This window comes from Limosilactobacillus oris DSM 4864 (assembly GCF_001434465.1).
In the GTDB taxonomy this organism is placed as follows: domain Bacteria; phylum Bacillota; class Bacilli; order Lactobacillales; family Lactobacillaceae; genus Limosilactobacillus; species Limosilactobacillus oris.
Genome location: NZ_AZGE01000001.1, coordinates 130,541 through 153,804, shown reverse-complemented (window position 1 = coordinate 153,804; position 23,264 = coordinate 130,541). Strand labels below are relative to the sequence as shown.

The 23,264-nt window shown below is 50.8% G+C and carries 19 protein-coding genes; 10 read left to right on the top strand and 9 right to left on the bottom strand.

The features are described from left to right. Window positions 1-20: 20 nt before the first annotated feature. The 5 genes from FC49_RS00795 to FC49_RS00775 form a co-directional block, all read right to left on the bottom strand. Window positions 21-2,330 carry a P-loop NTPase family protein gene (locus tag FC49_RS00795; RefSeq protein ID WP_003713015.1) on the bottom strand — a complete coding sequence of 770 codons (2,310 nt, stop codon included), beginning with the start codon at window positions 2,328-2,330 and terminating at the stop codon, window positions 21-23. 300 nt (window positions 2,331-2,630) lie between these two features. Further along, a complete protein-coding gene (locus tag FC49_RS00790) occupies window positions 2,631-3,476 on the bottom strand; it encodes a DNA/RNA non-specific endonuclease (protein WP_003713008.1) in 846 nt (281 codons plus the stop codon). 116 nt (window positions 3,477-3,592) lie between these two features. Continuing rightward, window positions 3,593-4,978: an amino acid permease gene (locus tag FC49_RS00785; RefSeq protein WP_003714903.1), complete on the bottom strand. Its 1,386-nt coding sequence runs from the start codon at window positions 4,976-4,978 to the stop codon at window positions 3,593-3,595. A gap of 273 nt (window positions 4,979-5,251) precedes the next feature. Then, window positions 5,252-6,436 (bottom strand): mucin-binding protein, encoded by a 1,185-nt coding sequence (locus tag FC49_RS00780; protein WP_003714818.1) that lies wholly within the window; start codon window positions 6,434-6,436, stop codon window positions 5,252-5,254. Window positions 6,437-6,542: 106 nt separating this feature from the next. Beyond that, complete coding sequence (locus FC49_RS00775) at window positions 6,543-8,318, bottom strand: 1-deoxy-D-xylulose-5-phosphate synthase (RefSeq protein ID WP_056983783.1); 1,776 nt, start codon at window positions 8,316-8,318, stop codon at window positions 6,543-6,545. 190 nt (window positions 8,319-8,508) lie between these two features. Between FC49_RS00775 and FC49_RS00770 the strand changes: the two genes are divergently transcribed. Further along, window positions 8,509-9,759 (top strand): DUF2075 domain-containing protein, encoded by a 1,251-nt coding sequence (locus FC49_RS00770; RefSeq protein ID WP_056983781.1) that lies wholly within the window; start codon window positions 8,509-8,511, stop codon window positions 9,757-9,759. Beyond that, on the top strand, window positions 9,759-10,454 hold the full coding sequence (locus FC49_RS00765; RefSeq protein WP_056983779.1) for a TVP38/TMEM64 family protein: 696 nt from the start codon (window positions 9,759-9,761) through the stop codon (window positions 10,452-10,454). Before FC49_RS00770 ends, FC49_RS00765 begins: the two co-directional genes overlap by 1 nt. Window positions 10,455-10,658: 204 nt before the next feature. Here the strand turns inward: FC49_RS00765 and FC49_RS00760 are convergent, their stop codons facing one another. After that, on the bottom strand, window positions 10,659-11,486 hold the full coding sequence (locus FC49_RS00760; RefSeq protein WP_003714629.1) for an exodeoxyribonuclease III: 828 nt from the start codon (window positions 11,484-11,486) through the stop codon (window positions 10,659-10,661). A gap of 157 nt (window positions 11,487-11,643) precedes the next feature. Between FC49_RS00760 and FC49_RS00755 the strand changes: the two genes are divergently transcribed. From FC49_RS00755 to FC49_RS09700, 6 genes are read left to right on the top strand one after another with little or no spacing between them, the layout of a single operon-like run. After that, window positions 11,644-12,543, top strand: coding sequence for a glycine betaine ABC transporter substrate-binding protein (locus tag FC49_RS00755; protein ID WP_003714631.1), 900 nt, complete (start codon window positions 11,644-11,646; stop codon window positions 12,541-12,543). 2 nt (window positions 12,544-12,545) lie between these two features. Beyond that, window positions 12,546-13,211, top strand: a complete 666-nt coding sequence (locus FC49_RS00750; protein WP_176605825.1) for an ABC transporter permease — start codon at window positions 12,546-12,548, stop codon at window positions 13,209-13,211. Beyond that, a complete protein-coding gene (locus FC49_RS00745; protein WP_003714627.1) occupies window positions 13,186-13,956 on the top strand; it encodes an ABC transporter ATP-binding protein in 771 nt (256 codons plus the stop codon). The genes FC49_RS00750 and FC49_RS00745 overlap by 26 nt, the downstream gene beginning before the upstream one ends. After that, window positions 13,949-14,596, top strand: a complete 648-nt coding sequence (locus FC49_RS00740; protein ID WP_039930331.1) for an ABC transporter permease — start codon at window positions 13,949-13,951, stop codon at window positions 14,594-14,596. The genes FC49_RS00745 and FC49_RS00740 overlap by 8 nt, the downstream gene beginning before the upstream one ends. A 19-nt stretch (window positions 14,597-14,615) precedes the next feature. After that, window positions 14,616-15,080, top strand: coding sequence for an Rrf2 family transcriptional regulator (locus tag FC49_RS00735; protein WP_056983777.1), 465 nt, complete (start codon window positions 14,616-14,618; stop codon window positions 15,078-15,080). Beyond that, a complete protein-coding gene (locus FC49_RS09700; RefSeq protein WP_003714623.1) occupies window positions 15,077-15,937 on the top strand; it encodes an NAD(P)H-binding protein in 861 nt (286 codons plus the stop codon). Before FC49_RS00735 ends, FC49_RS09700 begins: the two co-directional genes overlap by 4 nt. A gap of 50 nt (window positions 15,938-15,987) precedes the next feature. Here FC49_RS09700 and FC49_RS00725 read toward each other — a convergent pair whose 3' ends face one another. Further along, window positions 15,988-18,510: an excinuclease ABC subunit UvrA gene (locus FC49_RS00725; RefSeq protein ID WP_056983775.1), complete on the bottom strand. Its 2,523-nt coding sequence runs from the start codon at window positions 18,508-18,510 to the stop codon at window positions 15,988-15,990. Between the two features lie 93 nt (window positions 18,511-18,603). Between FC49_RS00725 and FC49_RS00720 the strand changes: the two genes are divergently transcribed. Beyond that, entirely contained in the window at window positions 18,604-18,996 is a 393-nt protein-coding gene (locus FC49_RS00720; RefSeq protein WP_034537204.1) for a VOC family protein, read from the top strand. A gap of 198 nt (window positions 18,997-19,194) precedes the next feature. Here the strand turns inward: FC49_RS00720 and FC49_RS00715 are convergent, their stop codons facing one another. Then, entirely contained in the window at window positions 19,195-20,037 is an 843-nt protein-coding gene (locus FC49_RS00715; RefSeq protein ID WP_003714640.1) for a YdcF family protein, read from the bottom strand. A 6-nt stretch (window positions 20,038-20,043) separates the two neighbouring features. Beyond that, the gene (locus tag FC49_RS00710; protein WP_056983773.1) at window positions 20,044-21,765 is read right to left on the bottom strand and encodes an ABC1 kinase family protein; all 1,722 of its coding nucleotides are present in this window, start codon (window positions 21,763-21,765) and stop codon (window positions 20,044-20,046) included. Between the two features lie 133 nt (window positions 21,766-21,898). On the opposite strand from FC49_RS00710, the gene FC49_RS00705 reads away from it, so the two are divergent. Next, complete coding sequence (locus FC49_RS00705) at window positions 21,899-23,260, top strand: hemolysin family protein (RefSeq protein WP_003714866.1); 1,362 nt, start codon at window positions 21,899-21,901, stop codon at window positions 23,258-23,260. Window positions 23,261-23,264 lie beyond the last annotated feature (4 nt).

Below are 23,264 nucleotides of genomic sequence, written 5' to 3'. Positions count from 1 at the left end.
TAGGGATTGGTTTTAGTTTACTAGCCGAACAGCCGGGCCCAAAAGCCCTTTTTCTTCGGCTTTTCCGCCGGCTGCTGGTCGTTCTTAGCGGGTTCCGGAGCAGCTGCTGGTGCTTCGTCGGCATAGGGATTGCGCTCCCCAATCCAGTTAAAGAACTCCTTTGCCTTGATTTCTACAAACTTCCCCCGCTTACCATTAATGCCGTTTACGCACAGTTCAATTGGCAAGGCGTTCCGGTATTTTTCGATGCTGTCAGCGGTAAAGCCGTTCGCCGGATTGAGCTTAGAAATATCGAAAAGCATGCTATCGTCACTTTCCCGGTACTTGAAGTCATCTTCTTGAGTAAGGTAGAGTTTAGCCCAACTGTTCCGCGAACTCTCCTTGAAGTCGTCGCAGATGGTATCCGCAAAGTATTCCGGAACATCCAGCCCAGCCATCTTGTAATAATCACGGAACAGCTGCCGGGTCTGTGCAAGGAAGTCGAGCCGCCCCGTTTCGGGGTCAAAGGACCGCCAAGGGGTCTCGTCGTCTTCTAACAGGCTGGCCATCCGGAGTACGAAGTCTTTAAACAGTGTATTGTTTAAGGTTTGCCGGACATTGTAAATATACCGGTTGGCCTCGCCCTTGAGCTTTTCGTCAATGACCTTATCAATTTGCAAGTAGTAAGTCCGTCGTGCGGTTTCCCGAAGCATCGTAAAGCCGGAGTCATAGTTGGTCGTTCCGATTAGCGGTGCGATGGCCTGTGGGTTGTTGACTAGTTCGTTCATGGTGTCAACGACCAGGTGCCGGCTGTATTGATCCTGCTGGAAGAAGTACGGTTCGATTTCGTCTAAGAGGACGGGATAGGAACTCCCCGTCCTCATGTAGTGTTCGATTGCCTCGACCGTTTTGTTTTTCTTTTGCGCGACGTCCGTTGGGTAAATCGTCCCAAAGTCGATCAGGGAGCGGTCGGTATTCCAGGTGAGCTGGTTGATGATCCGTAAAAGGGTTGACTTTCCGGAGCCCGCGGTTGCACCAAGAATGAGGAAGTTTGGAATGTCATTCCCGTCTTCGGGGTTCAAACTGGCCTTTGTCCGAATTTCCCACAGAAACGGCGCCGTAAAGCTATACATGATGGCTTCATAGAAACGTTTCCCGTAATTATCCGAATAGTCGACCACGTAACGCTGGTAGCCCTTCATAACGTCATCAATACTCTTTAGACTATCGCGAATCTGGCTGATTGTCGCCAGCTTACCGAACGGGATTGGGTGGGTCCCGGCATCATTAGGAACGTATAGTCCACTGTTGTTATTAACCAGGTTGCGTTCCATCGGACGGTCATACAAAAAGGTCGTGTACTTCTTCTCCGCTGACCGCTGCTGGGGTGTCATGCCGCTTACGAGCGCCTCTTTGACCTGCTGGTAGATCTTTTGCCGGTCTTTGATCTTTGGCTTGGCCGCCCGGGGAGAAACCGAGAGCTTTTGGAGGTTGTAGATGGTGTCGTGCTGCTTAGTGTCCCGTTCAATTCCCTCCTTGACCAGCGAGCGGTCAGTGGTGACGTTGCGCATTGCGATGGTCGTGTCATGAGGAATGATGGCACTGTCAATCTGCTGCTGGAGGTCGTGACTGATGATGTCGGTCATGTCCTGGGCAGCCACCTGGTCAGTGGTGTCGTTGTCCAAAATGACGACATTGTTCCCCGCAGCAGCTGCATTTTGGTCCTTCTTACTTTCGTCCAGCTGCTTTTGGGCCGCCTTTAAAAGGTTATCACTGAAGTATGGCCGCAGGACCGGCTTAATGTCGTGCTTGAAGTGTTCCAGCAGGTTGGCGAAGAGGCGCTGGTCATTATCAAAAACCAGCACTTCGCTGTATTGGTTGCGGTCCTTAGTAAACGATTCCTCGGTCAGGTCGATGCTGCCGAGGATTACCCGGCAGTCCCCGCTCTCCTCGTTGCTTAGCAGGTAAAAACGGGAGTAGATAGCCTGGGCGGGCGCGTATTCAAACTTAAACAGGCCGTTTAAAACATTGGCCTGGTTGCTGCTTGAGAGGGCCTCAAACAGTTTCACCGGCTTCTTATTCGCCACCGCTAATAAAGCGTCGGTCAGGGCAACCTTGGTGATTACTTCGCTCGCGGAATTGACGTGCTTTGCTGGGGATGCCCCGAGTACGATGTCCGCTTGGATGAACTTGCTGAGGTAGCGGTTGACAAAGTCGGCATCGGCTTTCCCAGTAATCGCTGTAAAACGGTTGAACCGGCGGGCATCAAAAAGCTGGTTGACTTTTAGCGGAGGTGTTTTCTGCCCGTTAAACACAATGTGTAATTTAGTTAAGTCTGATTCGCTTGGCATACGTGTCCCTTTTCTTTCTTCATTAGAGTAATAATTAATCTTATTTTCGTTGATTTAGGCTTATTTTGCAAGCACTGGACGAAAGATTAGCAAAGTGTTTATAAGTCATGACGATTTGGTGTTAGTAGTGTGGCAAGGTTGACGACCCTATGACTAAGAAGCAAACAATTATTGTCACCACGCCGGATGGCAAAATAGAAAAAGTGTGTTAGCTTAGTAGCTGGCTGGCAAGGTAAAAGCCAAAGGCACCGAAAATCGGCTGGCAAGCTGATTTTCGGTGCCTTTTCTTACTTTCAACAGTTAGTTATTCAATTGTGTTACTGCCCCGGTGGCGTAATTAATTTTAATATTCCGTTGCACGTTCGGCACGAAGACATTGAAAGATAAGCTACCGTCGCTGGAGAGTGCCTCAATATGGGCGCCTGCTGGCACGACATCATTACCGTTGTATATATCAGTGACCCGGTACCGCACCTGCTTGCCCCGGTCAAGCGCTTTGCGGACGAGCCCTTCATAGTAGTTTTGCCCGGTTGAGGTCGAACTGCGGGCTTCATTGGCCCAGGCGGTCTGCGTGGCGATGTTAGCGGGGTTAGATTCGGAGGCGTCAAAACGATTAATCCCCCCGACTAGGGCGTAGCCGAGTAAGTGCCCCCGGTCATAGGCGTGCCGGTAACCTCCAGTCAGGTTGCTGGCCTGTAAAAATCCTGCTGGGCGCCAGCTAGTAGCGCCGTTACCAGTTTCATTCCGGTTGCGGTATTGACGAGTGGTGCGATTGAGCCAGGCATCCCCCCGCCATGCCCGGCCCTGCTGGTCACGGAGATTAACGGCGTATGGCGCGCTGCTAATGTTAGCGTTCAGTTGCGGCCGGTTATTGTTGACGATGAAGGCACCAGAACCATTCCAACTGATAGAGTCCCCTAACTGCTGGCGGACGGCCGGTGTTAGTACTGACTCCGCCTGCTCCTTGGTTGGCGGTAGGCTTTGCTGACTCCCGCTGTGGTAATTACCACCCCAGGAGACTAGCCGCTGGATGCCCTGCGCCCAGGCGGTATTACTGCCGTTGGACTGGTTGATGAAACCACCGAACAGTAGTACCAACCCCAGGGCGAGGATGGTTTGCCAGAGTCTCTTTTTAATTCGATACATAATGCCAATCCTTTCATATAGTAAAAATCATTTTTATTTTACTATATTTGGCGAACAAATGGTCAGCTGATTCTACAAAAAAAGAGGCTGGGATACCCAACCTCCTTAGATTTAACTTAGTTGGCCCGCTCTGGATCCCGCTTTAGCTGCCAGCGGAAGGCGAACCAGATAATGATGATAAAGATAACCCCTACCGAAACGGAAACCCGAGTATCTGGATTGAAGAACATGAAGACCAGGATGATTGCCAAGGCCGCCAAACTAAAGTAGTTGTACAACGGGTAAAGTGGCATCTTGAATGGGTGGTCAACTAAGTCTTCAGGGTGCTGACGGCGGTAATTTAATTCGGCCAGCAGGATTACGAACCACGGTACCATCCCAGGCAGGACACTAGAACTATAAACAATTACGAAGATGTTGCTTGCGTCCTTATTTACGACCGAAATGATGGAGTTAACAATGAAACCAAGGGCAATCCAGAAGGCAATCGTTAAGACAGCGACGTTTGGAACCACCCGCTTGGAAAGTTTACCGAAGAATTTCGGTACCTGCTTGTCAATAGACAGCTTGAAGAGCATCCGACTAGCACTGTAAATTCCAGAATTAGCTCCAGACAGTGCTGCCGTCAAGACAACGAAGTTAATGATTCCAGCTGCACCAGTAATTCCGACCTTAGTAAAGGTTTCGACAAACGGTGAACCAACAGCGTCTAGTTTGTTCCATGGATAAATTGAAACGATTACGAAGATTGCACCGATGTAGAAGATTAAAATCCGCCAAATAACAGACTTAACAGACTTGACGATGGCGTGCCGTGGAGAAGCAGCTTCCCCGGCCGTGATTCCCAGCAGCTCGATTCCCTGATAAGATCCGGCAATCACTGACAGTGAGAACATGAAGCCCATGAAGCCACCGGTGAAGAAGCCGCCGTGCGTCCATAAGTTGGAGATACCAACAGGGTGCCAATTGTTTCCTAACCCCAGGACGATTACCAGCAGACCCAGAATGATCATCACGATAATCGTTACCACCTTAATCATTGCGAACCAGAATTCCAGCCGGCCATACGCCTTTGCTGAAACCAGGTTGGCGAGGGTCAGCATTGCAATCACGATAATCCCAGAGAACCAGTCGGGCAGCTTCGGCCACCAATAGTTCAGGTATTGGGACATTGCGATGATGTCTGAAATCCCCACGATGATAAACTGGAAAATATTGCTCCACTTGGTCAAATAACCGGCAAAGGGATGAATATACTTATCACCGTAGTCGGCGAAGGACCCAGTGCCGGGGCTAATGTAAATCATTTCCCCCAGTGCCCGCATTACGCCGTAGAGAACTAAACCAACGAAGGCGTATGCCAGTAAAACTGACGGCCCGGTCCATTTAATCGTTGACGTAGCCCCCATGAAAAGACCACTACCGATAGTCCCCCCAATTGCAATCATTTCCATTTGTCCGGGCGTCATCGTCCGTCTAAGTTTGACCTTTTCTTCCGCCATGTAAAAAACCTCTCTTTCTCGACAAAAAAAGCTATCCACCTTCTCCGGCCACTGAGCATCATTTTCGTTGCTGCCGTGGCTGAAGTAATTGGATAGCTGATTTATACAGTATTCAAAGGAATAAAAATTAATCCCCAACCACGCCTTAGTTTGTTGTGGTTGTGGTGGAAGTAAGTTCAATTAGGATTTTAATCTTAAATAATTGCATTTTAACTTCCTCCATTCCTTTTGGTTGTTATTAGAATACTATGAGAAAATTAAAATAGCAAGTGTTTATTTAAAATAATTGCGTTTTTTCTTGAAAACGGCGCCCGCTGAAAACGCTGTCCACGCCGCCGCTATTAGTCCTGGGAGTATTCCACTTTTTTCTGAGTGATTCCCCGTCTGTGGGAGGGCGACGGGGCGGCTCGTTTGCTCATTGTTTTCTAATTGGTCAAGTGGTGCTTGCAACTGTGCCAGGCGGTCTTTTAGGTCTGGGAAAGCAGTGGTCCCCTTACCGGCAACGTTTACGGTATTGGCAGGAGTATCTGCCGGTTGACTATCCTGAGCCGGGTTTACAGTTTGGTGATCGTTCGCTGGCTGATCTGGCCCCACGGGTTTAGTCGGCGTAATGGCTTGGTATGTGACCTCAACGACCACCGGTGCCTGATCGGGATCAGCGGTTAGTTTCTGAACGGTTGGCAGCGAGGGCTGGTAGCCGGTCGGGGTTGGGACATTGAATGCGGGAAACGCCGGCAGCTTCCATGGTTGTTTGCCAATCTTCGTGGCCGTAACGGTTTGCGTATAGACTTTGTCGCCGCCTGGCAGGTGGCAAATAATCTTTCTCGTGACTTGCTTCGTTTGGACCTGCTCTGCTGGCCTTTTTACCAGGAAGACGTAGAACGGGTCTTTATAATCATAGCAGATGAAAGAGTCCGGTAGCTGGTCGCGGTTGATGTATTCCCAACCCTTAGGAGCCTCGGGCATCTGGACAATTCCCTTTTTGTCAACGGGCTGACAGAGCATTGGTACGACTCGCTTACCATTGACATCCTTAAAGAATATTCCGGCAAAAGTATTGGTTCGAATATCATCCTGCTTGAGCGGCCGGTAGGTAATTTCGACGTTACTAGGCTGGGTTTCCGGCGTAACAACGGTGACAGGAACAAATGGCTGGGATGGCTTATATCCCTGGTAGACCGGTGGGAAATATACCTGCCAAATGTTGGTGTCAGCACCGTCCGGACCTGGCGTCTTAGTTGCAGTCTGCGTAACGACAGCTTTTTCGCCGCTGACCGGGTTGACGACCGTTATTTGGCGGTCGACCGTGGCTGCCTGCTGGTCGCCCATTAGGACAGCTTCCTGTGCTGGCGCTTCTCCCGTTGGTACTGGGTCTGCTAACGCATTAGTCGACGCGAGTGTCAGCAAGGCAAGAGTAGAACACAGGGTGAGCGTGCCCTTAATCCTAAGTTTATTCATAAGTAATCCTCCTCGTAATTGATGCTCACTAAATATATACGGGAAGATTAGCCGACTGTACTAAAAAACTCGGTAAGAATTTTGCTTCTTACCGAGTTAGTGGTGCTTAAAGGGCGTGGAGGACCTTTTCAACGTCGTCGACGATCTGCTTTGGCGTCAGGTGGTACCATTCGTACAGGACGTCTAACGGTACGTTATCAGCAAATTCCCGTGGGGCACCGAAGTTTAAGACCTTCATTGACTTTGGCCCGTAGTAACGGTCAATCGTTTCTCCAAAGCCCCCGCTGAGGTTGCCGTCCTCCAGGGTCACAACGACATCGTGATTTTCGGCCAAGTGGTGGAGAACTTCTGGGTCAATCCCCGTGACCGACTTAGGATTGATCAACGTGGCATCAATGTTGAGCTTTGCCTTTAGTTCGGCGCGGACATCCTCCCCTAATTTCCAAAAATCACCAACGGCCATAATAGCGACTTCGCTTCCCTGGTGTGCAATGTCGTATTGAATGTTGCTGTAATCATCCTGCGTGGCCCGGCCATGCAATAACGGCTTTTCTGGCTGGCGAATGACTACCGGCTGGTCGGTCTGCTTGATAGCCCACCGGAGCATGGAAATCAACTCTTCCACGTTTGTTGGTGCCAGGTACTCAATATTCGGCAGGTCGCTGATCATTGAGATATCAAAGGACCCCTGGTGTGTGGCTGACTCAGTCGCAATCGCACCGCCCCGGACAATCATCACGACGGGCGCATCATTGAGGGCCATGTCGTGGATTAGCTGGTCGTAAGCCCGCTGCAGGAAAGTGCTGTTTTGAAAGACGACGGGCCGCGCGCCAGCAACTGCCATTGCGACGGCTGAGCTGATACATTCTTGCTCGGCAATTCCCGTGTCAGAGTAGCGGTCGGGATGCTTCTTTTGGAATTCTTTGAGATCAAAAACACCCGGAATAGCAGCATTCATAGCCACTACTGGTTCTCCGGCAGCGATTTGCTTATCCAGCTCGGCTAAGATGGCCGCACTATAAGACTCGCCGTTTGCGGCTTGCTTGTCCCGGCCGGTTTTAAGGTCAAATGGTGCCCGCCAATGGTAGGTCATTTTGGCTTCTACGGCCGGTTCATAGCCCTTTCCCTTGAGCGTATTAACGTGGAGAACGATTGGGTGGTCAATGTCCTTAACGGCTTTGAAGGCCTCAATCATTGCGCGGAGGTCGTTACCGTCCTTGACGTACCGGTAGTCCAACCCCATGAACTTAAAGATATTGTTAGCAGCCTGGCCATCGCTGTCCCGGAGTTCTTTCAGCCCCTGGTACAAGCCGCCCTGGTTTTCATCAATCGACATCTGGTTATCGTTAACCACGATGATGAGGTTAGAATTGAGCTTTGCGGCGTTGTTCAAGCCCTCGAAAGCCAAGCCCCCGCTGAGCGATCCGTCGCCAATGACCGCGACGATGTTATCCTTGGAGCCGGTTTTCAGCAAGCCCCGGGCCTGCGCCATCCCCACTGCCAATGCAATCGAAGTTGAGGTGTGGCCGATTTCAAAAAAGTCATGGTTGCTCTCTTCGGGCGAAGTAAAACCAGAAATGTCCTCGTAATGATCTGGGTCAAGGAAGCCGAGCTTGCGCCCCGTCAGCATCTTATGCGGGTAACTCTGGTGGGAGACATCCCAGATTACCTTGTCGTGAGGAGAATTAAAGACGTAATGGTAGGCAATGGTCAGTTCCATCGCCCCGAGGTTGGGCCCGACGTGACCGCCAATTGCGGAATCCCGTTCCAAGACTAGCTGACGCATTTCGCTTGCCAGCTGCTTTAATTCATCAAGTGACATTCCCTTGATGTCTTGGGGCTCATTCACTTCGTTTAGTAAGAAATCTGGATGCCGATTCATTTGCCGCCACTCCTTTAATAATTATTGATTATTTATATTAGTAATTATTCGTTTCTTAATATTTTAACACTTTTCACAAGCCCGCGAAAATAAAGCCCGCGAAAATAAAGCCCGTGAAAATTGACGAACTGCCTGGACTTCGATACCATAAATGAGGAATAAAGATGTTAATGGGGGTGTCGTTGTCACAATGGGGGAAACTACAAATGCCGCGGTAGAAAAGCTTTCGCCGCTGAAAAAATTAACACCAGAGCAGGAAAAACTGGTCGAGGATATTCTCGCCTTTGCTGGTCAACACATTACGGGTGCGTTTCCCGCAGTTTATACGATTTACGGGGACGCGGGGACCGGCAAGAGCGTGGTGCTCTCCCAGCTATTTGCCCGGCTGCAGCGAGCAGCGCGGCATAATCACGCCTCCCCTTTCTATGGAACGACGAACTACTTTTTGGTCAACCATCCGGAAATCTTGAAGGTTTACCGGGAAATCGCGGGAACCCGGCCCGAACTATTTAAAAAGGATTTTGCCCGGCCAACTTCCCTCATCAACCAGCTCGATAAGCGGGGACAGACAATTGACGTGGCGGTGATCGACGAAGCCCACCTGCTCCTTTCCAAGGCCGACCATTACAACAACTTTTACCACGATAACCAGCTGGTGGAGATTATCAAGCGGGCTAAGGTGGTTGTGCTCGTCTTTGATCAGTACCAGGTACTCCGGATGAAGAGCCTCTGGACTCCTGAACGTCTCCGGGCCATTACCGACCAGTACCCGCACCGGGAATACCAGCTTCAGCGGATGTTTCGGATGACGGCGAGTCCAGAATTAGTGCAGTGGTTTAACCACTTTACGAGTGACTACCGCCTGGAAGCTCTGCCGGAAAACGCACGCCACCATTATGACTTCCGGGTTTATGATGATGCGGAAGCAATGCGTCAGGCAATCGTCCGCCGTAACCGGGAGGTAGGCTTGTCCCGAATCCTGTCAACCTCTGGCTACCCGTCCACCCTGGATGGCGGTAAACACTATATTTGCGAGGGGCGCTTTAAGATGCCTTGGGATCAGTATAACTATACGGTTACTCCCTGGGCGGAACTTCCTCAAACGATTGACGAAGTCGGGTCGATCTATACCTGCCAGGGCTTTGACCTCAACTATACCGGCATTATTATCGGGCCACCGATCAGCCAAGTGCCAGGCAGTCGCCGTTTACGGGTCAACCTGGACAAGTATACAGACAGTGAGGCATTCAAAAAGCGGGCCGACTTGACAGACCCGACAATGATTACCAAGCTGGAAAAGAGAATGATTATGAATTCCCTTAACGTGTTGTTTAAGCGGGGTGTGTACGGGACCTATATTTACGCCCATAACCCCCTGTTGCGGCAGACCCTCAGGCAGCTCTTTGCGCAGGCTGGCCTAACCATCCCTCAGGAGTATTGATGATGAAAAGAAAACTTAATAAGGCCCTGCTAATTCTAGGCGGGATCATAATTTCAGCTATCCTAATTTATTTTATCTACCGTGATTATCAGCCGGAGATCAACCTCTTGCTGCACATGAATGACCATAACCGAATCGTGTTAATGCACCTGATACGCAGCCACGGGATTAAGGACATGTTACTGTTGCTGGCGTTGATTGCCACATTCAACGCGATTCCTGGCATGTCTAACTCGCTGATTTGTATATTAGCCGGCTTGTGCTATGGTCCTGTCGTCGGTTTTTTGATTAATTGGCTGGGGAACATTTTGGGAAACTGCGGCGTGATGAGCATTATCCGCGAGGTGGACCTTTCCAAACGTACCCGAAAGTCCAAGCTGCTAGCCGCGTTAATGCACCAAAAGCACCCCCTGATTGGACTGACGATCGGTTTCATGGTTCCGGTGATTCCTAGCATCTTGGTTAATTATGCCGGGGCCCAGCTCAACATCAACCGCTTCCGTTACCTGGCGATGGTGACTGTCGGCATGGCCCCAACGTCATTTATCTATGCCTTTGGGGGCGACGCGCTTTTCCAGGGCAACAGTCACAAGCTAATCGGGGCTGCAGTGGCGATTGTCGTGGTAATTGCTATGTATGTCCTGATTAAAAAACTCATTAAACACGACCGGGCTGCTAAACAGCCGGCAGCATAATAAAAGAGGCTGGGAATTAACTCAACCTCTTTAATATTTTAAAGTTAGTAATGCCTCAGCGCAGTAGCTGGCTGGCAGTTCAAACGCTGATCAATCAGCATTTGACCAACCTAGCCATCCTTGCGGAGGTTCGAAGAAAAACGGCTAAAATCAGCTTGCCAGCCGATTTTAGCCGTTTTTTCTCACTCTCGATTTTGTTTAAAGTTACAGGTCAATTTCTAACATAATCGGGGTATGGTCACGCCGCTCACCACTATCGATCATAGATGAAGAGCTAACTCTATCGGCCAGCCGGTTGCTGACTAACCAGTAGTCGATCCGCCAACCAGAGTTGTTCTGCTTACTGGTTAATACTCGCTGGGCCCACCATGAGTACGCTCCCGCCTCTTCGGGATGCAAGAAGCGGAAACTATCGGTAAAGCCAGCAGCGAGCAGCTGGCCGAAGTGTGACCGTTCCTCATCGGTAAAACCAGCGGAATGGTGATTGTTTGCCGGGTGGGCCAAATCAATTTCCTCGTGAGCCACGTTAAAGTCGCCGCTGGCAATTACTGGTTTCTGCTCATCAAGCTGGTGCAGATAATCGCGGTAACAGTCGTCCCACTGCTCCCGGTCTGCTAGCCGCTTTAGACCATTCCCAGAGTTGGGCGTGTAAACCTCAGTTAAGAAAAAGTCATGGAATTCCAAGGTAATGATCCGGCCTTCACTATCCATCGGCTCCGGGGCCCCAATTTGCGGATAAGTAACCGTTGGCTGGTATTGGTCTCGGTAGAGATACATAGTACCAGCATAGCCCTTCCGTGCCGGTTCGACCGAACTGCGCCAGGCAATCTGGTATCCCGGGAAAAGGTCAGCGAGGACTTGCAGGTGCTTTTTGGTGGGGCCGTTTTTTGACAATTTAGTTTCTTGAATTGCCACGGCGTCCGGTTCCAGTGCCGAAATCTTTTTGAGGACGGCCCGGGTCTCCCCCGCCCGAGTCGAAGTTCCAGTTAAGGCTGCGTTGATTGAGTCGATGTTCCAAGAGATGAATTTCATAGTTCTGTTGCCGCTCCTTTATTGCTTATGCTGTCCCTTATTATACCTTTTCTCTGCTCATTTCAAAAATTAATTGGGCGGCTGCCTCGACAGCTGGCCAACACTATGTTACGATATAGGCAATTTAAAACTATAAAAGTTACAAGGAGAATGCGCGATGAAAGTTAAACAAGCACTGATTACATCCCTAGTGGCTGCAACGGTCCTTATTTTGGGGACGGCTGTTCCAAGCGTCGCTAGCGCTGCTAGCAACAAACCGATCATTGTCGGCTCGAAGAATGTTTCCGAGAGTAAGACCGTTAGTGAAATTTACGCCCTCGCCCTCGAACATGAAGGTTATAAAGTTACACGGAAGCCTAACATTGCCAACAATGTCATCTTCCAAGCAACCCAAAAGGGCCAGGTCGACGTTTACCCTGACTATACTGGGACAATCGTTGAAGCCTACCTCAAAAAGCGGGCCAGCGGCAAGAGCGCCAGTGAAATTGCCAAGATTGCCCATCAAGGGGTTCAAAAGGATGGTCTGACAACCTTCGACTATGCTCCCGGCGATAATCGTCAAGGAATCGCTATGCCTACCAAGGTCGCCAAAAGGGACCACATTAGAGATTTGAGCCAGCTACAAAAGAAAGCTGATAAAATTCGCTTTGCTTCGCAGGGGGAATTTGAAAAGCGGGCCGATGCGCTCCCAGCGATGAATAAGGCGTACGGCAAGTTCGATTTCAAATCGATTAAGGACTACGACGTGAACCTGCTCTACAAGATTATGGAACAGGGAAAGGCCGACGCCGCTCCAGTTTCAACGACTGATGGTCAGCTGGCAACCGGGAAGTTCACCCTCATCAAGGACAACAAAAACATTTGGCCCCCTTACAACCTGGTTCCCGTGGCAAACCAAAAGGCGGCTAAGAGCCACCCAAAGATGGCCCGGGCCTTGAACAAGGTTGATGCTAAACTGACGACTAAGCAGTTAACGACCCTCAATCGAAAGGTGAATGTCGATGGGCAAAACTACAAAACCGTTGCCAAAAACTGGTACGAGCATAATGTCAAATAGCGGTGAGGAGTGATTCTTTGTTTTCACAGGTGGTTCAATATTTTCAATCAAATAGTGGCCAATACTGGCAGTACGTTGGTCAGCACCTCTTCCTCACGCTGGTGACCCTAGCAATCTCCATGGTGATTGCTTTACCGTTGGGGTACTTAGGCTCGCGGTTAAAACCGGTGGCTAGTTTCTGCGTTGCCTTTGCGCAAGTGCTACGTATAATTCCTAGCCTGGCCCTGCTATTTTTACTGATTCCCGTTATCGGTACCGGGATGGTCCCCGCTTTAATTGCTCTGGTCGTGTTAGCCCTGCCGCCGTTGCTAATTAACACCATTCTGGGCTTCAACGAGGTCAGTCCCCTGTACAAGGAGGTCGGAACGGCCCTCGGGATGACTTCCCGGCAACTGCGTCGGCAAATTGAAATTCCCCTGGCCCTCCCCTACGTCCTTAACGGAATCAAGCTGGCAATCGTTGAAATTATCGCCAGTGCAACCCTGGCGACCTATATTGGGGCTGGCGGCCTAGGAACGTTAATTTTTACGGGCCTGGGGTTGTACGATATGACCTATATCGTAATTGGTGCCGTTAGTGTCGCGGCCCTCTCGCTGGGGGCAATGCTCGGCTTCGACTTCTTAATCAGAAAGGTTCGGAAACATGACAAAAGCAGCTATTCAATTTAAACACGTTCAAAAGCGGTTTGGCGATGACCTGGTTATTCCTGACCTGAGCTTTACGATTAGCCAGGGTGAGTTTATTACTATCCTGGGGACTTCTGGCTCGGGAAAGACCACGACCCTTAAAATGGTGAATGGCCTGTTACAGCCGAGTGCGGGTGAAATTACCATTGACGGGCGGCCGCTCAGTGAGCTAGACCTGGTTCAGCTGCGCCGCCATATGGGCTACGTGGTCCAGCAAATCGGCCTCTTCCCTCACATGACCATTGCGCAAAATATCGCGGTGGTGGCCCAGCTGTTGCACTGGAACAAGGAGCAGACCAGCCAGCGGGTTCGTGAATTGTTACAGCTGGTCCAGCTTAATCCCAGGGAGTATGCTACTCGGTACCCCAGCCAATTATCCGGTGGCCAGCAGCAACGGGTCGGGGTGGCCCGGGCCCTAGTCGCCAACCCGCCCTATGTGTTGTTTGATGAACCCTTTGGCGCGTTAGACGCCCTTACCCGGGAGGAGCTGCAGCACGAGATTAAGCGAATTCATGAATCGTTAGCCGACAAGACCTTTATGTTTGTGACCCATGATATTAACGAGGCTCTCTACTTGGGGAGCCGGGTCATGGTGATGCACGAAGGACGAATTGAGCAGTTTGCCACACCAGCGGAAATTGTCCGCCAGCCCGCGACGCCGTTTGTTAAAAAGCTACTGGGAACCGTCCGCCAAAACCAAGAACTGTGGGGCCAGCAAGATGATTGAGTATTGGAATGAAAATTGGACAACGATGATCACGGACAGCCAGCAACACGCCCTCATGGTTCTTAGCTCGCTTGGAATTGCGTTGGTGCTGGCCCTTGTCATTACCCTGCTATTTCTCCGCCGGCGCAACTGGCTGAATAGTTTGGTCTATTTCTTTTCCCTCTTGTACTCAATCCCTAGCTTCGCCTTTTTTGCCCTGCTCCTGCCGCTTTCCGGATTAGGGATGCGGACCGCAATCATCGTTTTGACCATTTACGCTGAGTACGTCCTGCTCCGTTCCTTCATCACTGCCCTGCAAGAAATCGATCCCCAGTTGATCGAAGTAGCTACGGGGATGGGGATGACCCGCCAACAGGTATTCTATAAGGTTCAGCTCCCCCTGGCATTGCCGGCAATTTTTAGTGGCTTGCAGGTGGCGTTGGCTTCCACGATGGCAATGGCAACCATTGCGGCCACCATTAACGCGGGCGGCTTAGGTCAACTCCTGTTTGAGGGCTTGCAGGGGCAGCAGCTCGCTCCCATTCTGTGGGGAACGTTTTTGACAATGGCCTTGACCCTAGTTTGTGCGGGGTTCCTGCGCTTGCTTGAATGGGGCCTTACCCATAAGTGGCGCGCGGCCCTAGCAAAGCACGATTCTTAATTTAGAGAGGAGGATCAAAATGCGCGTTTCAACCCGTCTAAGCGATAGTATTCATATCTTGGCTTTCTTGCAGATTTACCGTGGAAAAGTTCCGCTGACGAGCGAAAATATTGCCGGTAGCGTCGAGACTTCACCGGTAGTGGTTCGCCGGCTAATGAGCGCCCTCCGTAAGGTCGGCCTTATTGAAACGGTCCCAGGATTTGCGGACCCCCGTTTAGCCCGGCCCGCTGATGAAATTTCACTGTATGATATTTATTTAGCTGTTGAGGGACCCGACCGGCACCTTTTTGCAATTGATGAAAAGACTGCTCCCGAGTGCATCGTGGGGGGTAATATTCAAGCTACGCTGGCTGAATATTACCAGCAGGCGGAAACTGCTGCCCAGGCCAAATTAGCAGGCATTTCACTGCAGGATGTGCTAGACAGCATTCTCGTAAAGCAGGCTCAGAAAGAAGCACAGCAGCGAAAGGAGAATTCTCAATGAAGTATTTAGTTACCGGTGCGACCGGCCACCTTGGCGGAATGATTGTCACCGAACTTCGTAAGTTAGTCCCCCAAGCCGATATCCGCTTGGGTGTTCATAGAATTGAAAAGGCCACCGCCCTGCAAGCCGCTGGCTATGACGTGGTTGCCTTGGACTATGCCGCTGTTGACAGCATGACTGCGGCAATGACTGGAGTTGACGTCCTGGTTTACGTGCCCAGCCTCACCTACCAGGTCCAACAACGGATTGCCGAGTTTGAAAACACCCTCGAAGCCATGCATCGGGCCAATGTTTCAACTATTGTGGCAATGAGTTTTATCGCTGACCAGTATAATAACCCCTTCCAGATGGCGAGCTATTATGCCTACTTGCCAGCCCGACTGGCCGGCAGCGGTTTAAACTATGCGGTGGTTAAAAATGCGTTATATGCGGATCCGTTGGTACCCTACCTGCCGGAACTGATTGCGCGGCATAACGTCATCTATCCCATCGGCGACCAGGCAATGTCCTTTATCAGTCGGGAAGATAGTGCGGAAGCCATGGCTAACATCGCTGTGAAACCATACCTGCGTGATCGCGGGCAGAACTACCTGCTGACGATGAAGCAAAACTATAACATGGTAGAATTGAGTTCCATTATGTCCCAAGTGACCGGCGAGCAAATCGGCTATGCACCGGTTACCCTGCAGGAATTTGCCGATATTTACCGGTCCGAGGGGGATGGCGATGAGTTGGCATCAATGTACCGTGCCGCTGCTCTGGGCTTGATGGATGAGGTCACTAACGACTTCCAACATATTACCGGTCACGCGCCACAAGGGATGAAAGAATATTTGACCCAGCATTATCAAAAGTAAGTGAAAAGCATCTCAGCTGCCTTGTCAGTCGAGATGCTTTTCATTTACTATTATTCAAATCTGTGAACGTAATCTGCTAGGTACTGGGTCGTCAGGCTGGTTGGCTTCTTAACCAGCTCTTGGGGTGTCCCGGTAGCAACTACGCGGCCCCCATTCTTGCCGCCCCGCGGGCCTAAGTCCATTAGGTAGTCTGCGTTGACGATTAGGTTTAGGTCGTGGGTAATAGTGAGAATGGTGGCACCACGGTCCAGCAATTGTTGCATGACTCCCAAAAGCGTCTTGACGTCCAGCGGGTGGAGGCCAATCGTCGGTTCATCAAAGACAAAGAGGGTCGTACTTTGCCGCCGGTTGAGGTGCTTAACCAGTTTCAGCCGCTGGGCCTCCCCACCCGAGAGCGACGGTGTACTTTCCCCAAGATGAAGGTAGGCCAGGCCAACTTCATCCAGCAGCTGCAATTCGTGTTCAATTTTCGGTTCCGAAGTAAAGACCCCGAGTGCCGTGCGAACATCAAGTTTGAGAAGGTCAACGATCGAATAACCGTGCCACTTGACCTCCTGAATCTCCTGCCGGTAACGAGCTCCCTCACAGCTTGGGCAGGTTTGCTGCATGTCTGGCAAGAACTGGATGTCAAGGGTTACCACGCCGGTTCCGCCGCAGGTTGGACAAGCCCCCTGCTTATTATTGTAGGAAAAGTAGCTGGCGGTGTAGTGCCGTTCCTTAGCCAGTGGCTGGGCTGCAAAGAGCTTTCGCAGGTTATTCATAATGCTGGTGTAGGTGGCGACGGTTGACCGGGTTGTCTTGCCGATTGGTGCCGCGTCGACACTTACCACGTTTTTGAGCGGTGTCGTCAGCGACTTGACCTGCTTTGGTAGGGGACGGCCAGTAGCCTGGTCCGTAATTGCTGGAACCAGGCTGTCGAGAATCAGGCTGGTTTTCCCGGCTCCGGAGAAGCCTGTGATGGCACTCAGCCGGCCCACCGGGAGCTGCCCCGTAATCTTTTTGATGTTGTAGTAGTCAGCGACGGTGAAATTAATTGACTTCTTAGCTGGCACCGGTTGGCGGGTCCGAGCGAGTAACTTTGCCGTTCCATTCAAATAGGGGCTGATGTTAGAATTCGGGTCAGCCGCAATTGTCTGCGGGCTGCCGCTGTTAAGCACCTGGCCGCCCTCCTCACCAGAGCCGGGGCCGATTTCGATAATCCAGTCGGCTTCCCGGATGATGTCCACATTATGGTCAACTACTACCAGCGAATTGCCCTGGGCAACCAGTTCATGGAAGACTCCGAGCAACCCCTTGATGTTGTCGGGGTGCAGACCAATTGACGGTTCGTCGAGGATGTAAAGGACTCCGGTCGTCTGGGTGCGCAGTGTCCGGGCGAGCTGGATGCGTTGTAGTTCCCCCGTTGAAAGGGTATTACCATTCCGGGACAGGGTCAGGTAGTCCAGGCCAAGCTCTAACAGGGGCCGCAGGTTGTCATCGAATTCCTTAAACAGTGACCCGGCCATCGTCAGCATGTCATCCGGCAGTGTCTTGAGGACCGCCTTCTTCCAGCCGCTGAGTTCACCCAGTGTTAGGTCGGTCACCTGGGCAATGTTTAGCCCGCCCGCTTCCTGCTTGAGCAATTCTGGTTTAAGCCGGGTGCCGTGACAGACCGGACAGGTGGAGTAGCTGAAAAATTCACTGATCCGTTTTTGCGAGCGTTCACTCTTGCTCGTCTGGGCAGAACGCAGCACCGCCTCATGGGCGTTTTCATAGAGGGCGTTAAAGTCATGAAAGACCCGGCCGGTGCCGGAACGAAAGTCCATCTTAAACTTCTTGGCCGGACCATTGAGGACAAAATCCTTTTCCTTATCCGTCAGGTCCTTGTAGGGAACATCAATCCGGACCCCGGCCTGCTCAGCAACGTTTGGCATGAAATTCCTGCCGGGCAGGTGCCAGGCGGCCACGGCACCCTCAGCCAGCGTTAACGTGGGATCACCGATTAACTTGCTTTCGTCGATTTGCCGGACTTTCCCAGTCCCCTGACAATTATCGCAGGCGCCAGCAGAGTTAAAGGCAAAGTCCTCCGCACTATAGGCGCTGAACTGAACACCACAGACCGGACAGGTCAACCGCCCCATCTCTTCACCACTCTTACTCATAGCTTCCGCAATTGTCAAACTGGGTTTTAACCGGTGACCATTAGGACAGACTGGTGACCCCAGTCGGGAGAAAATCAGGCGGATGACGTTAAACATTTCACTCATGGTTCCCACTGTGGCCCGCTCTGAGGGGATACTCGGCCGCTGCCGCAGTGCCAAAGCGGATGGAATATGTTTGACACTGGTAACTTCGGCCTGAGCACCAAGTTTGATTCGCCGGCGGGTGTAGGTTGAGAGTGCTTCCAGGTAGCGCCGGGAGCCTTCCTCATACAGGATTCCCATCGCTAGTGAACTCTTTCCGGATCCCGAAAGACCAGAAATGGCAACGAACTTGTGGAGGGGAATGTCGACGTCGATGTTTTTGAGATTATGAACACGCCCACCCCGCACTTCTACTTGCGCTGGAATAGTACTTACTTGCTTATTAGTCACTTACGAGTGCTCCTTTCGTTGGTTTTAAAGCAGTTGCGATTAGACCAACTACCATCATATAATATTGAGCAGGAAAAGAGGAATGATTTGAATATGAAAATGCGCAGAATTGACCATATTGTATTGACTGTCAGTGACCTGGAAGAGTCGACCCGGTTCTACCACGAGGTCTTTGACATGCCGGTGCTGGACCAGCAGAGTAACGATCAGCTGGTGACTTTGCGGTGTGGTCACCAGTTAATCCGCCTGCAAAAAAGTGACCGGCAAACGGAGCTAAAGGCGCCCCACTTAACCACCGGGGCCGCCGACTTCTGTATCGTGGCTGGTGATCAGCTGGAGGACATCCTTCACCACCTCAAGAGCTACTTCGTCGACATTGTGGCCGGTCCAGTTGAAAAGCACGGCTCCGAGGGCGCCATGACTTCGGTTTACGTTCACGACCCGGATAATAACCTGGTAGAGATTGCTGTTTACGAGAATAAGTAGGGTTATGATAAAGAGGCTGGGAATTAACTCAACCTCTTTAATATTTTAAAGTTAGTAATGCCTCAGCGCAGTAGCTGGCTGGCAGTTCAAACGCTGATAAATCAGCATTTGACCAACCCCAAATAGGCTTGCTGCGCGGCGTAGCCATCCTTGCGGAGGTGGGACGACGAACTAGACAAGCTAGTTCTGTCCCACTCTCTATTTCAACAGTAAACTTTCCTCTAATATTAATATCACTAGCAAGACGGCGCCAGCAAAGCGGCGATGGTCACGGATAATTCCCAGATAGTCCCGCACCAGGTTCAATGGGAGGTAAGGCCAAGGAGTTGGTGCGGAAAGGAAGTGCCAGTTCAGACCTAAGCGGTGGGTGTATAGCATTGCCCGTGGAACATGAAAGGAACTTGTGACCACTGTTACTCGTGGCTTCCCTTCCCTATGCCAATGCTGGGCAATCAATTTACGACTGTTTACCAGGTTTTGCCAGGTGTTGCGGGCCTGGGATTCTAGCAGGATCTTCGTTGCAACGACGCCGAGCCGTTGTAGGTAGTCGGCCATTGCCCGCGCTTGCGTTACCTGGTCACCATGGACGTCGCCGCCACTGACGATAACCACTGTTTCAGGATGGACCTTCCAAAAGCGGTACGCCGAATCCAAACGCGCGGCGAGGACCGGTGGGACCTGTCCTTTAGTTAGCCCCGCCCCCAAGACGACCAGGTAGTCTGTTGCCCGTGGATGGGGCCAGACCCGCAGGAGAAGTACAGATAGGCCCATCATGATCAGACCGGCAGTTGCCAGGCTATCAGTGGTTATCACCAGCAGCCATAGCTGTTGCCCTAGCTTGGGTAGCCGTGCTAGTGGTAGGCTCCACAATCCTGGTAAGCACACTAGCATATTAAGGCTCATCATAATCGCAGTCCAACGGTTATAGGCTAAACTACGGGCCCGGTTTTTAACCCGGCGAATCAGAATGAGGTAAATCGTGAAAGTCCACAGAAGCGCGACCAGGCTAGTTAAAATTAGTAAAATAATCAGCGTACCCATTTAAACTCACTTCTTACTATTGCGCCAGTGCTTAAAGCGATGCCAGAGTTCACTTACGACCAGTATGGCGATAACTCCTAGCGAAATGGCATAGCCAAAGACCCCGAGATGATAAATGTGAGGGTGGCGGGTACTGCTTTCGACCAACAGCGAAGAGCCAAGAATCACTGCCGCTAATACGATAACAACCAGCAGCCGGTTAGCAACCCGTTCTACCTGTTTCAGCAAGTGCTTCTGCCCCTCATAGCGTAACTTGACTTCAATGTCGCCGTTGTTAAAGTTGTCCAATGCGGTGTCGAGTCGTTCTGGCAGCTGGCCTGCCGATTCCAGAACGGACCACAGTTTAAATAGACTATCATCGGCAAGATCACGCGCTTTGAGTTTACGCTTGAGGTAGGATAAACCAAACGGCCGGGCCACCGCCATCATTGAAATGTCCGGATCCAGATGGGCAACCGTTGACTCGAGCGTTCCAAAAGCCTTGATCAGCATCGTCACCTCTGGCTTGATCTGCAGGTTATTATCTTCGCAGAGCTGGATGATGCGGTAGAGCATGTTGGAGAAGTCGATTTGGCCCAAGCCCTCGGCCAGGTACGGACGCATAAAGTTGCTCAATTCTCTGCTGAAACGTTGCTGGTCTAACTCACCTGTTTGGTTGCAAATTCCGAGGACCGCCTGGGCAATTCGGTGCTGGTCCTTGCTGGTTAGTGCTAAAACCACCTCGGCAATGCCGTCAGCCATGACGGGTGTAAGGCGTCCCATCATCCCGAAGTCTAGGTAAGTCAACCGGTAAGGCGGGAGCGGCGTTTGCTCCTGGTAGGCTAGCTCCACGTGCTTAAATGAATGCGTGAATTCCCTACTGGTTTCTAGCTGATCCCCCGGAGCTGTCGTAAACAGAATATTTCCGGGATGAGGGTCGGCATGGAAAAAGTGATCAACGAACACCTGCTTCATAAAGTTACGGACCAGAGCCGTCGCAAGCGCTCGGTTGCGTTCTTGTTCCGCGGCACTTGACGCATCAAACAGCTCACGAATACTCTTCCCGGTCATTGCCTGGTTGACCAGAATTCGTGGAGCACAGTATTTGAGATAAACCTTAGGAACCACAAAAATTCCCTGCCCATTATTGAGGCGGTAAAACTCTTCCCCGTTTTTAGCCTCGTGGAGGGTGTCGATTTCACTGAGGAGGGAGGTGCTGACTTCATCCAGTGTGCGGTCTAAGTCAACGACCGCCGTATTGGCAGGCACGTACTTCACCATTTTAACTGCTCGGCGGAGCAAGGCGAGGTCAGTGTTTACCAACTGAGTGACGGTTGGGTGCTGAACCTTGACCACTACCGGAGTGCCGTCTAAAAGGACTGCGCGATGAACTTGGCCGATGGAAGCAGAGGCAAATGGTTCTGGATCAAAACTCTTGAACACCTGGGCGATTTGTTTGCCGCTGGCCTCTTCAAAAGTTTGTTCAACGCTCGTAAACGGGTCGGCCTTGACCTGATCTTGGAGTTTCCGGAGCGCCTGTGCGTAATCGGTGGACACTAGGTCGGGCCGGGTCGAAAGGATTTGCCCCAGCTTAATGAAGGTTGGCCCTAATTCTTGCAACGCGTTGCAAATCGCCTCCGGGTCCCTTTGATGGTAAAAATTCGAAATAAAGTGATACTTGCGCATCACTGTGATAATTTCTTTTAAGCGGGTTCCCTGTTTTATTTCCGTTTGTTGCTTATTTTCCATTGATAACCTCACCCTCACTGAGTCTGCTTATCATAATTTTACCGCACTTTTTTACTAAATAGTTGGTCAGTCAAATGGGAAATTGATACAATAGGACTAAACATCAATGAAAGATTAGGTGATTTTGTAAGTTATGGATGCACTATGGTCATCTTATTGGTTCAGATTACTGGTAATTATTTTAATTTTGTTACTGGCGGCCCTCTTTACCCTGCTGGAATATTCCGTGGTTAAAGTACGGCCGAGTGAGCTGCAAGAGCTTCGCCAGACACGGAAGGTTAAGCGCGCCGAGCACATGGTCAACAACCTAAACGAATACTTATCGACTGCCCAGGTTGGGGTTACCATGACGTCTCTGGTCTTGGGGTGGATTGGTGACCAGTTTATCACCGACCTCCTCTTAAAGATCCACTTGATTCCGCGAGAAGTATTGGTTCCACTGGCACCGGTGATCGGGGTCCTAATTTTCACTTTCTTCCACGCCGTTTTCACCGATTTGGTACCGAAGAACATGGCAATCGACCGGCCGGTTCAGATTCTGTTAGCCATCGTTCATCCAATCCAGTTCTTCCACACGATCTTTTATCCCTTCGTTTGGTTATTTGCCGTAACCGCGGCGTGGATCACCAAGCTACTGGGCTACAATGTTCAGCCGGAAGAAGATACCTATTCGCAAAACGAAATCATGACCCTTTCTCAGCAGTCTGAAAAGGCTGGGGAAATGGATAAGGAAGACGTTCTCTTTATGCGCCGGGCCTTTGAAATGAACGATAAGGTTGCCGAAGACATCATGATTGACCGGACTCAACTAGCCGTGATTGATATCCAGGCTTCGATTGAGGACGCGGCTAAACTCTACTTTGAGAAGAAGTTTACCCGCTTCCCAGTGGTAGCGAATAACGACAAGGACCACATCTTGGGTTACGTGTTTGCCTATGATATCATGCGGCAAAACCAGATTAACCCGCAACAATCAATTCGGACGATTATGCGGCGGATCCCGATTGTTTACGAGAACGAACCGATTACCAATGTCCTGCAGACGATGGTGAAGAAACAAGTGCCAATTGTCGTTGTTCAGGACGAATACGGAGGAACTTCAGGAATTGTAACTGATAAGGACATCTATGAAGAACTTTTCGGAACGGTGGGTGAAGAAATTGACCATGCCACCTCTGACATGATTGAAAAGAAGGATCCTGACAGCAAGGGAAACCCGACCTACGAAGTTTCTGGAAAGATGCCGCTTGATGACTTTGAGCGCTTCTTTAATACAAAGATTGATCAGTTCGAAAATTCCGAAGTAACGACCCTGACTGGTTTCTTCTTGGAGCGCCAATACGACATGAAGGTCGGCCAGCCGATTAGAGTCGAAAACTTCTCCTTTACCCCACTCGACTTGCAGAACGCGTACGTCAATAAGTTCAAAGTGGTTTACATTAAGCCAAAGAAGAAAGCGGCGCAGACCGACGAAGGGAAAACAGATAATAAATAAATTA

What these genes read in the sequence shown, in the direction of transcription:
- FC49_RS00780 (WP_003714818.1), bottom strand. Translation starts at nt 6,436, where the DNA reads ATGAATAAACTTAGGATTAAGGGCACGCTCACCCTGTGTTCTACTCTT.
- FC49_RS00710 (WP_056983773.1), bottom strand. Translation starts at nt 21,765, where the DNA reads ATGGAAAATAAGCAACAAACGGAAATAAAACAGGGAACCCGCTTAAAA.
- FC49_RS00770 (WP_056983781.1), top strand. Translation starts at nt 8,509, where the DNA reads ATGGGGGAAACTACAAATGCCGCGGTAGAAAAGCTTTCGCCGCTGAAA.
- FC49_RS00735 (WP_056983777.1), top strand. Translation starts at nt 14,616, where the DNA reads ATGCGCGTTTCAACCCGTCTAAGCGATAGTATTCATATCTTGGCTTTC.
- FC49_RS00755 (WP_003714631.1), top strand. Translation starts at nt 11,644, where the DNA reads ATGAAAGTTAAACAAGCACTGATTACATCCCTAGTGGCTGCAACGGTC.
- FC49_RS00775 (WP_056983783.1), bottom strand. Translation starts at nt 8,318, where the DNA reads ATGAATCGGCATCCAGATTTCTTACTAAACGAAGTGAATGAGCCCCAA.
- FC49_RS00745 (WP_003714627.1), top strand. Translation starts at nt 13,186, where the DNA reads ATGACAAAAGCAGCTATTCAATTTAAACACGTTCAAAAGCGGTTTGGC.
- FC49_RS00795 (WP_003713015.1), bottom strand. Translation starts at nt 2,330, where the DNA reads ATGCCAAGCGAATCAGACTTAACTAAATTACACATTGTGTTTAACGGG.
- FC49_RS09700 (WP_003714623.1), top strand. Translation starts at nt 15,077, where the DNA reads ATGAAGTATTTAGTTACCGGTGCGACCGGCCACCTTGGCGGAATGATT.
- FC49_RS00760 (WP_003714629.1), bottom strand. Translation starts at nt 11,486, where the DNA reads ATGAAATTCATCTCTTGGAACATCGACTCAATCAACGCAGCCTTAACT.
- FC49_RS00790 (WP_003713008.1), bottom strand. Translation starts at nt 3,476, where the DNA reads ATGTATCGAATTAAAAAGAGACTCTGGCAAACCATCCTCGCCCTGGGG.
- FC49_RS00785 (WP_003714903.1), bottom strand. Translation starts at nt 4,978, where the DNA reads ATGGCGGAAGAAAAGGTCAAACTTAGACGGACGATGACGCCCGGACAA.
- FC49_RS00720 (WP_034537204.1), top strand. Translation starts at nt 18,604, where the DNA reads ATGAAAATGCGCAGAATTGACCATATTGTATTGACTGTCAGTGACCTG.
- FC49_RS00740 (WP_039930331.1), top strand. Translation starts at nt 13,949, where the DNA reads ATGATTGAGTATTGGAATGAAAATTGGACAACGATGATCACGGACAGC.
- FC49_RS00705 (WP_003714866.1), top strand. Translation starts at nt 21,899, where the DNA reads ATGGATGCACTATGGTCATCTTATTGGTTCAGATTACTGGTAATTATT.
- FC49_RS00715 (WP_003714640.1), bottom strand. Translation starts at nt 20,037, where the DNA reads ATGGGTACGCTGATTATTTTACTAATTTTAACTAGCCTGGTCGCGCTT.
- FC49_RS00765 (WP_056983779.1), top strand. Translation starts at nt 9,759, where the DNA reads ATGATGAAAAGAAAACTTAATAAGGCCCTGCTAATTCTAGGCGGGATC.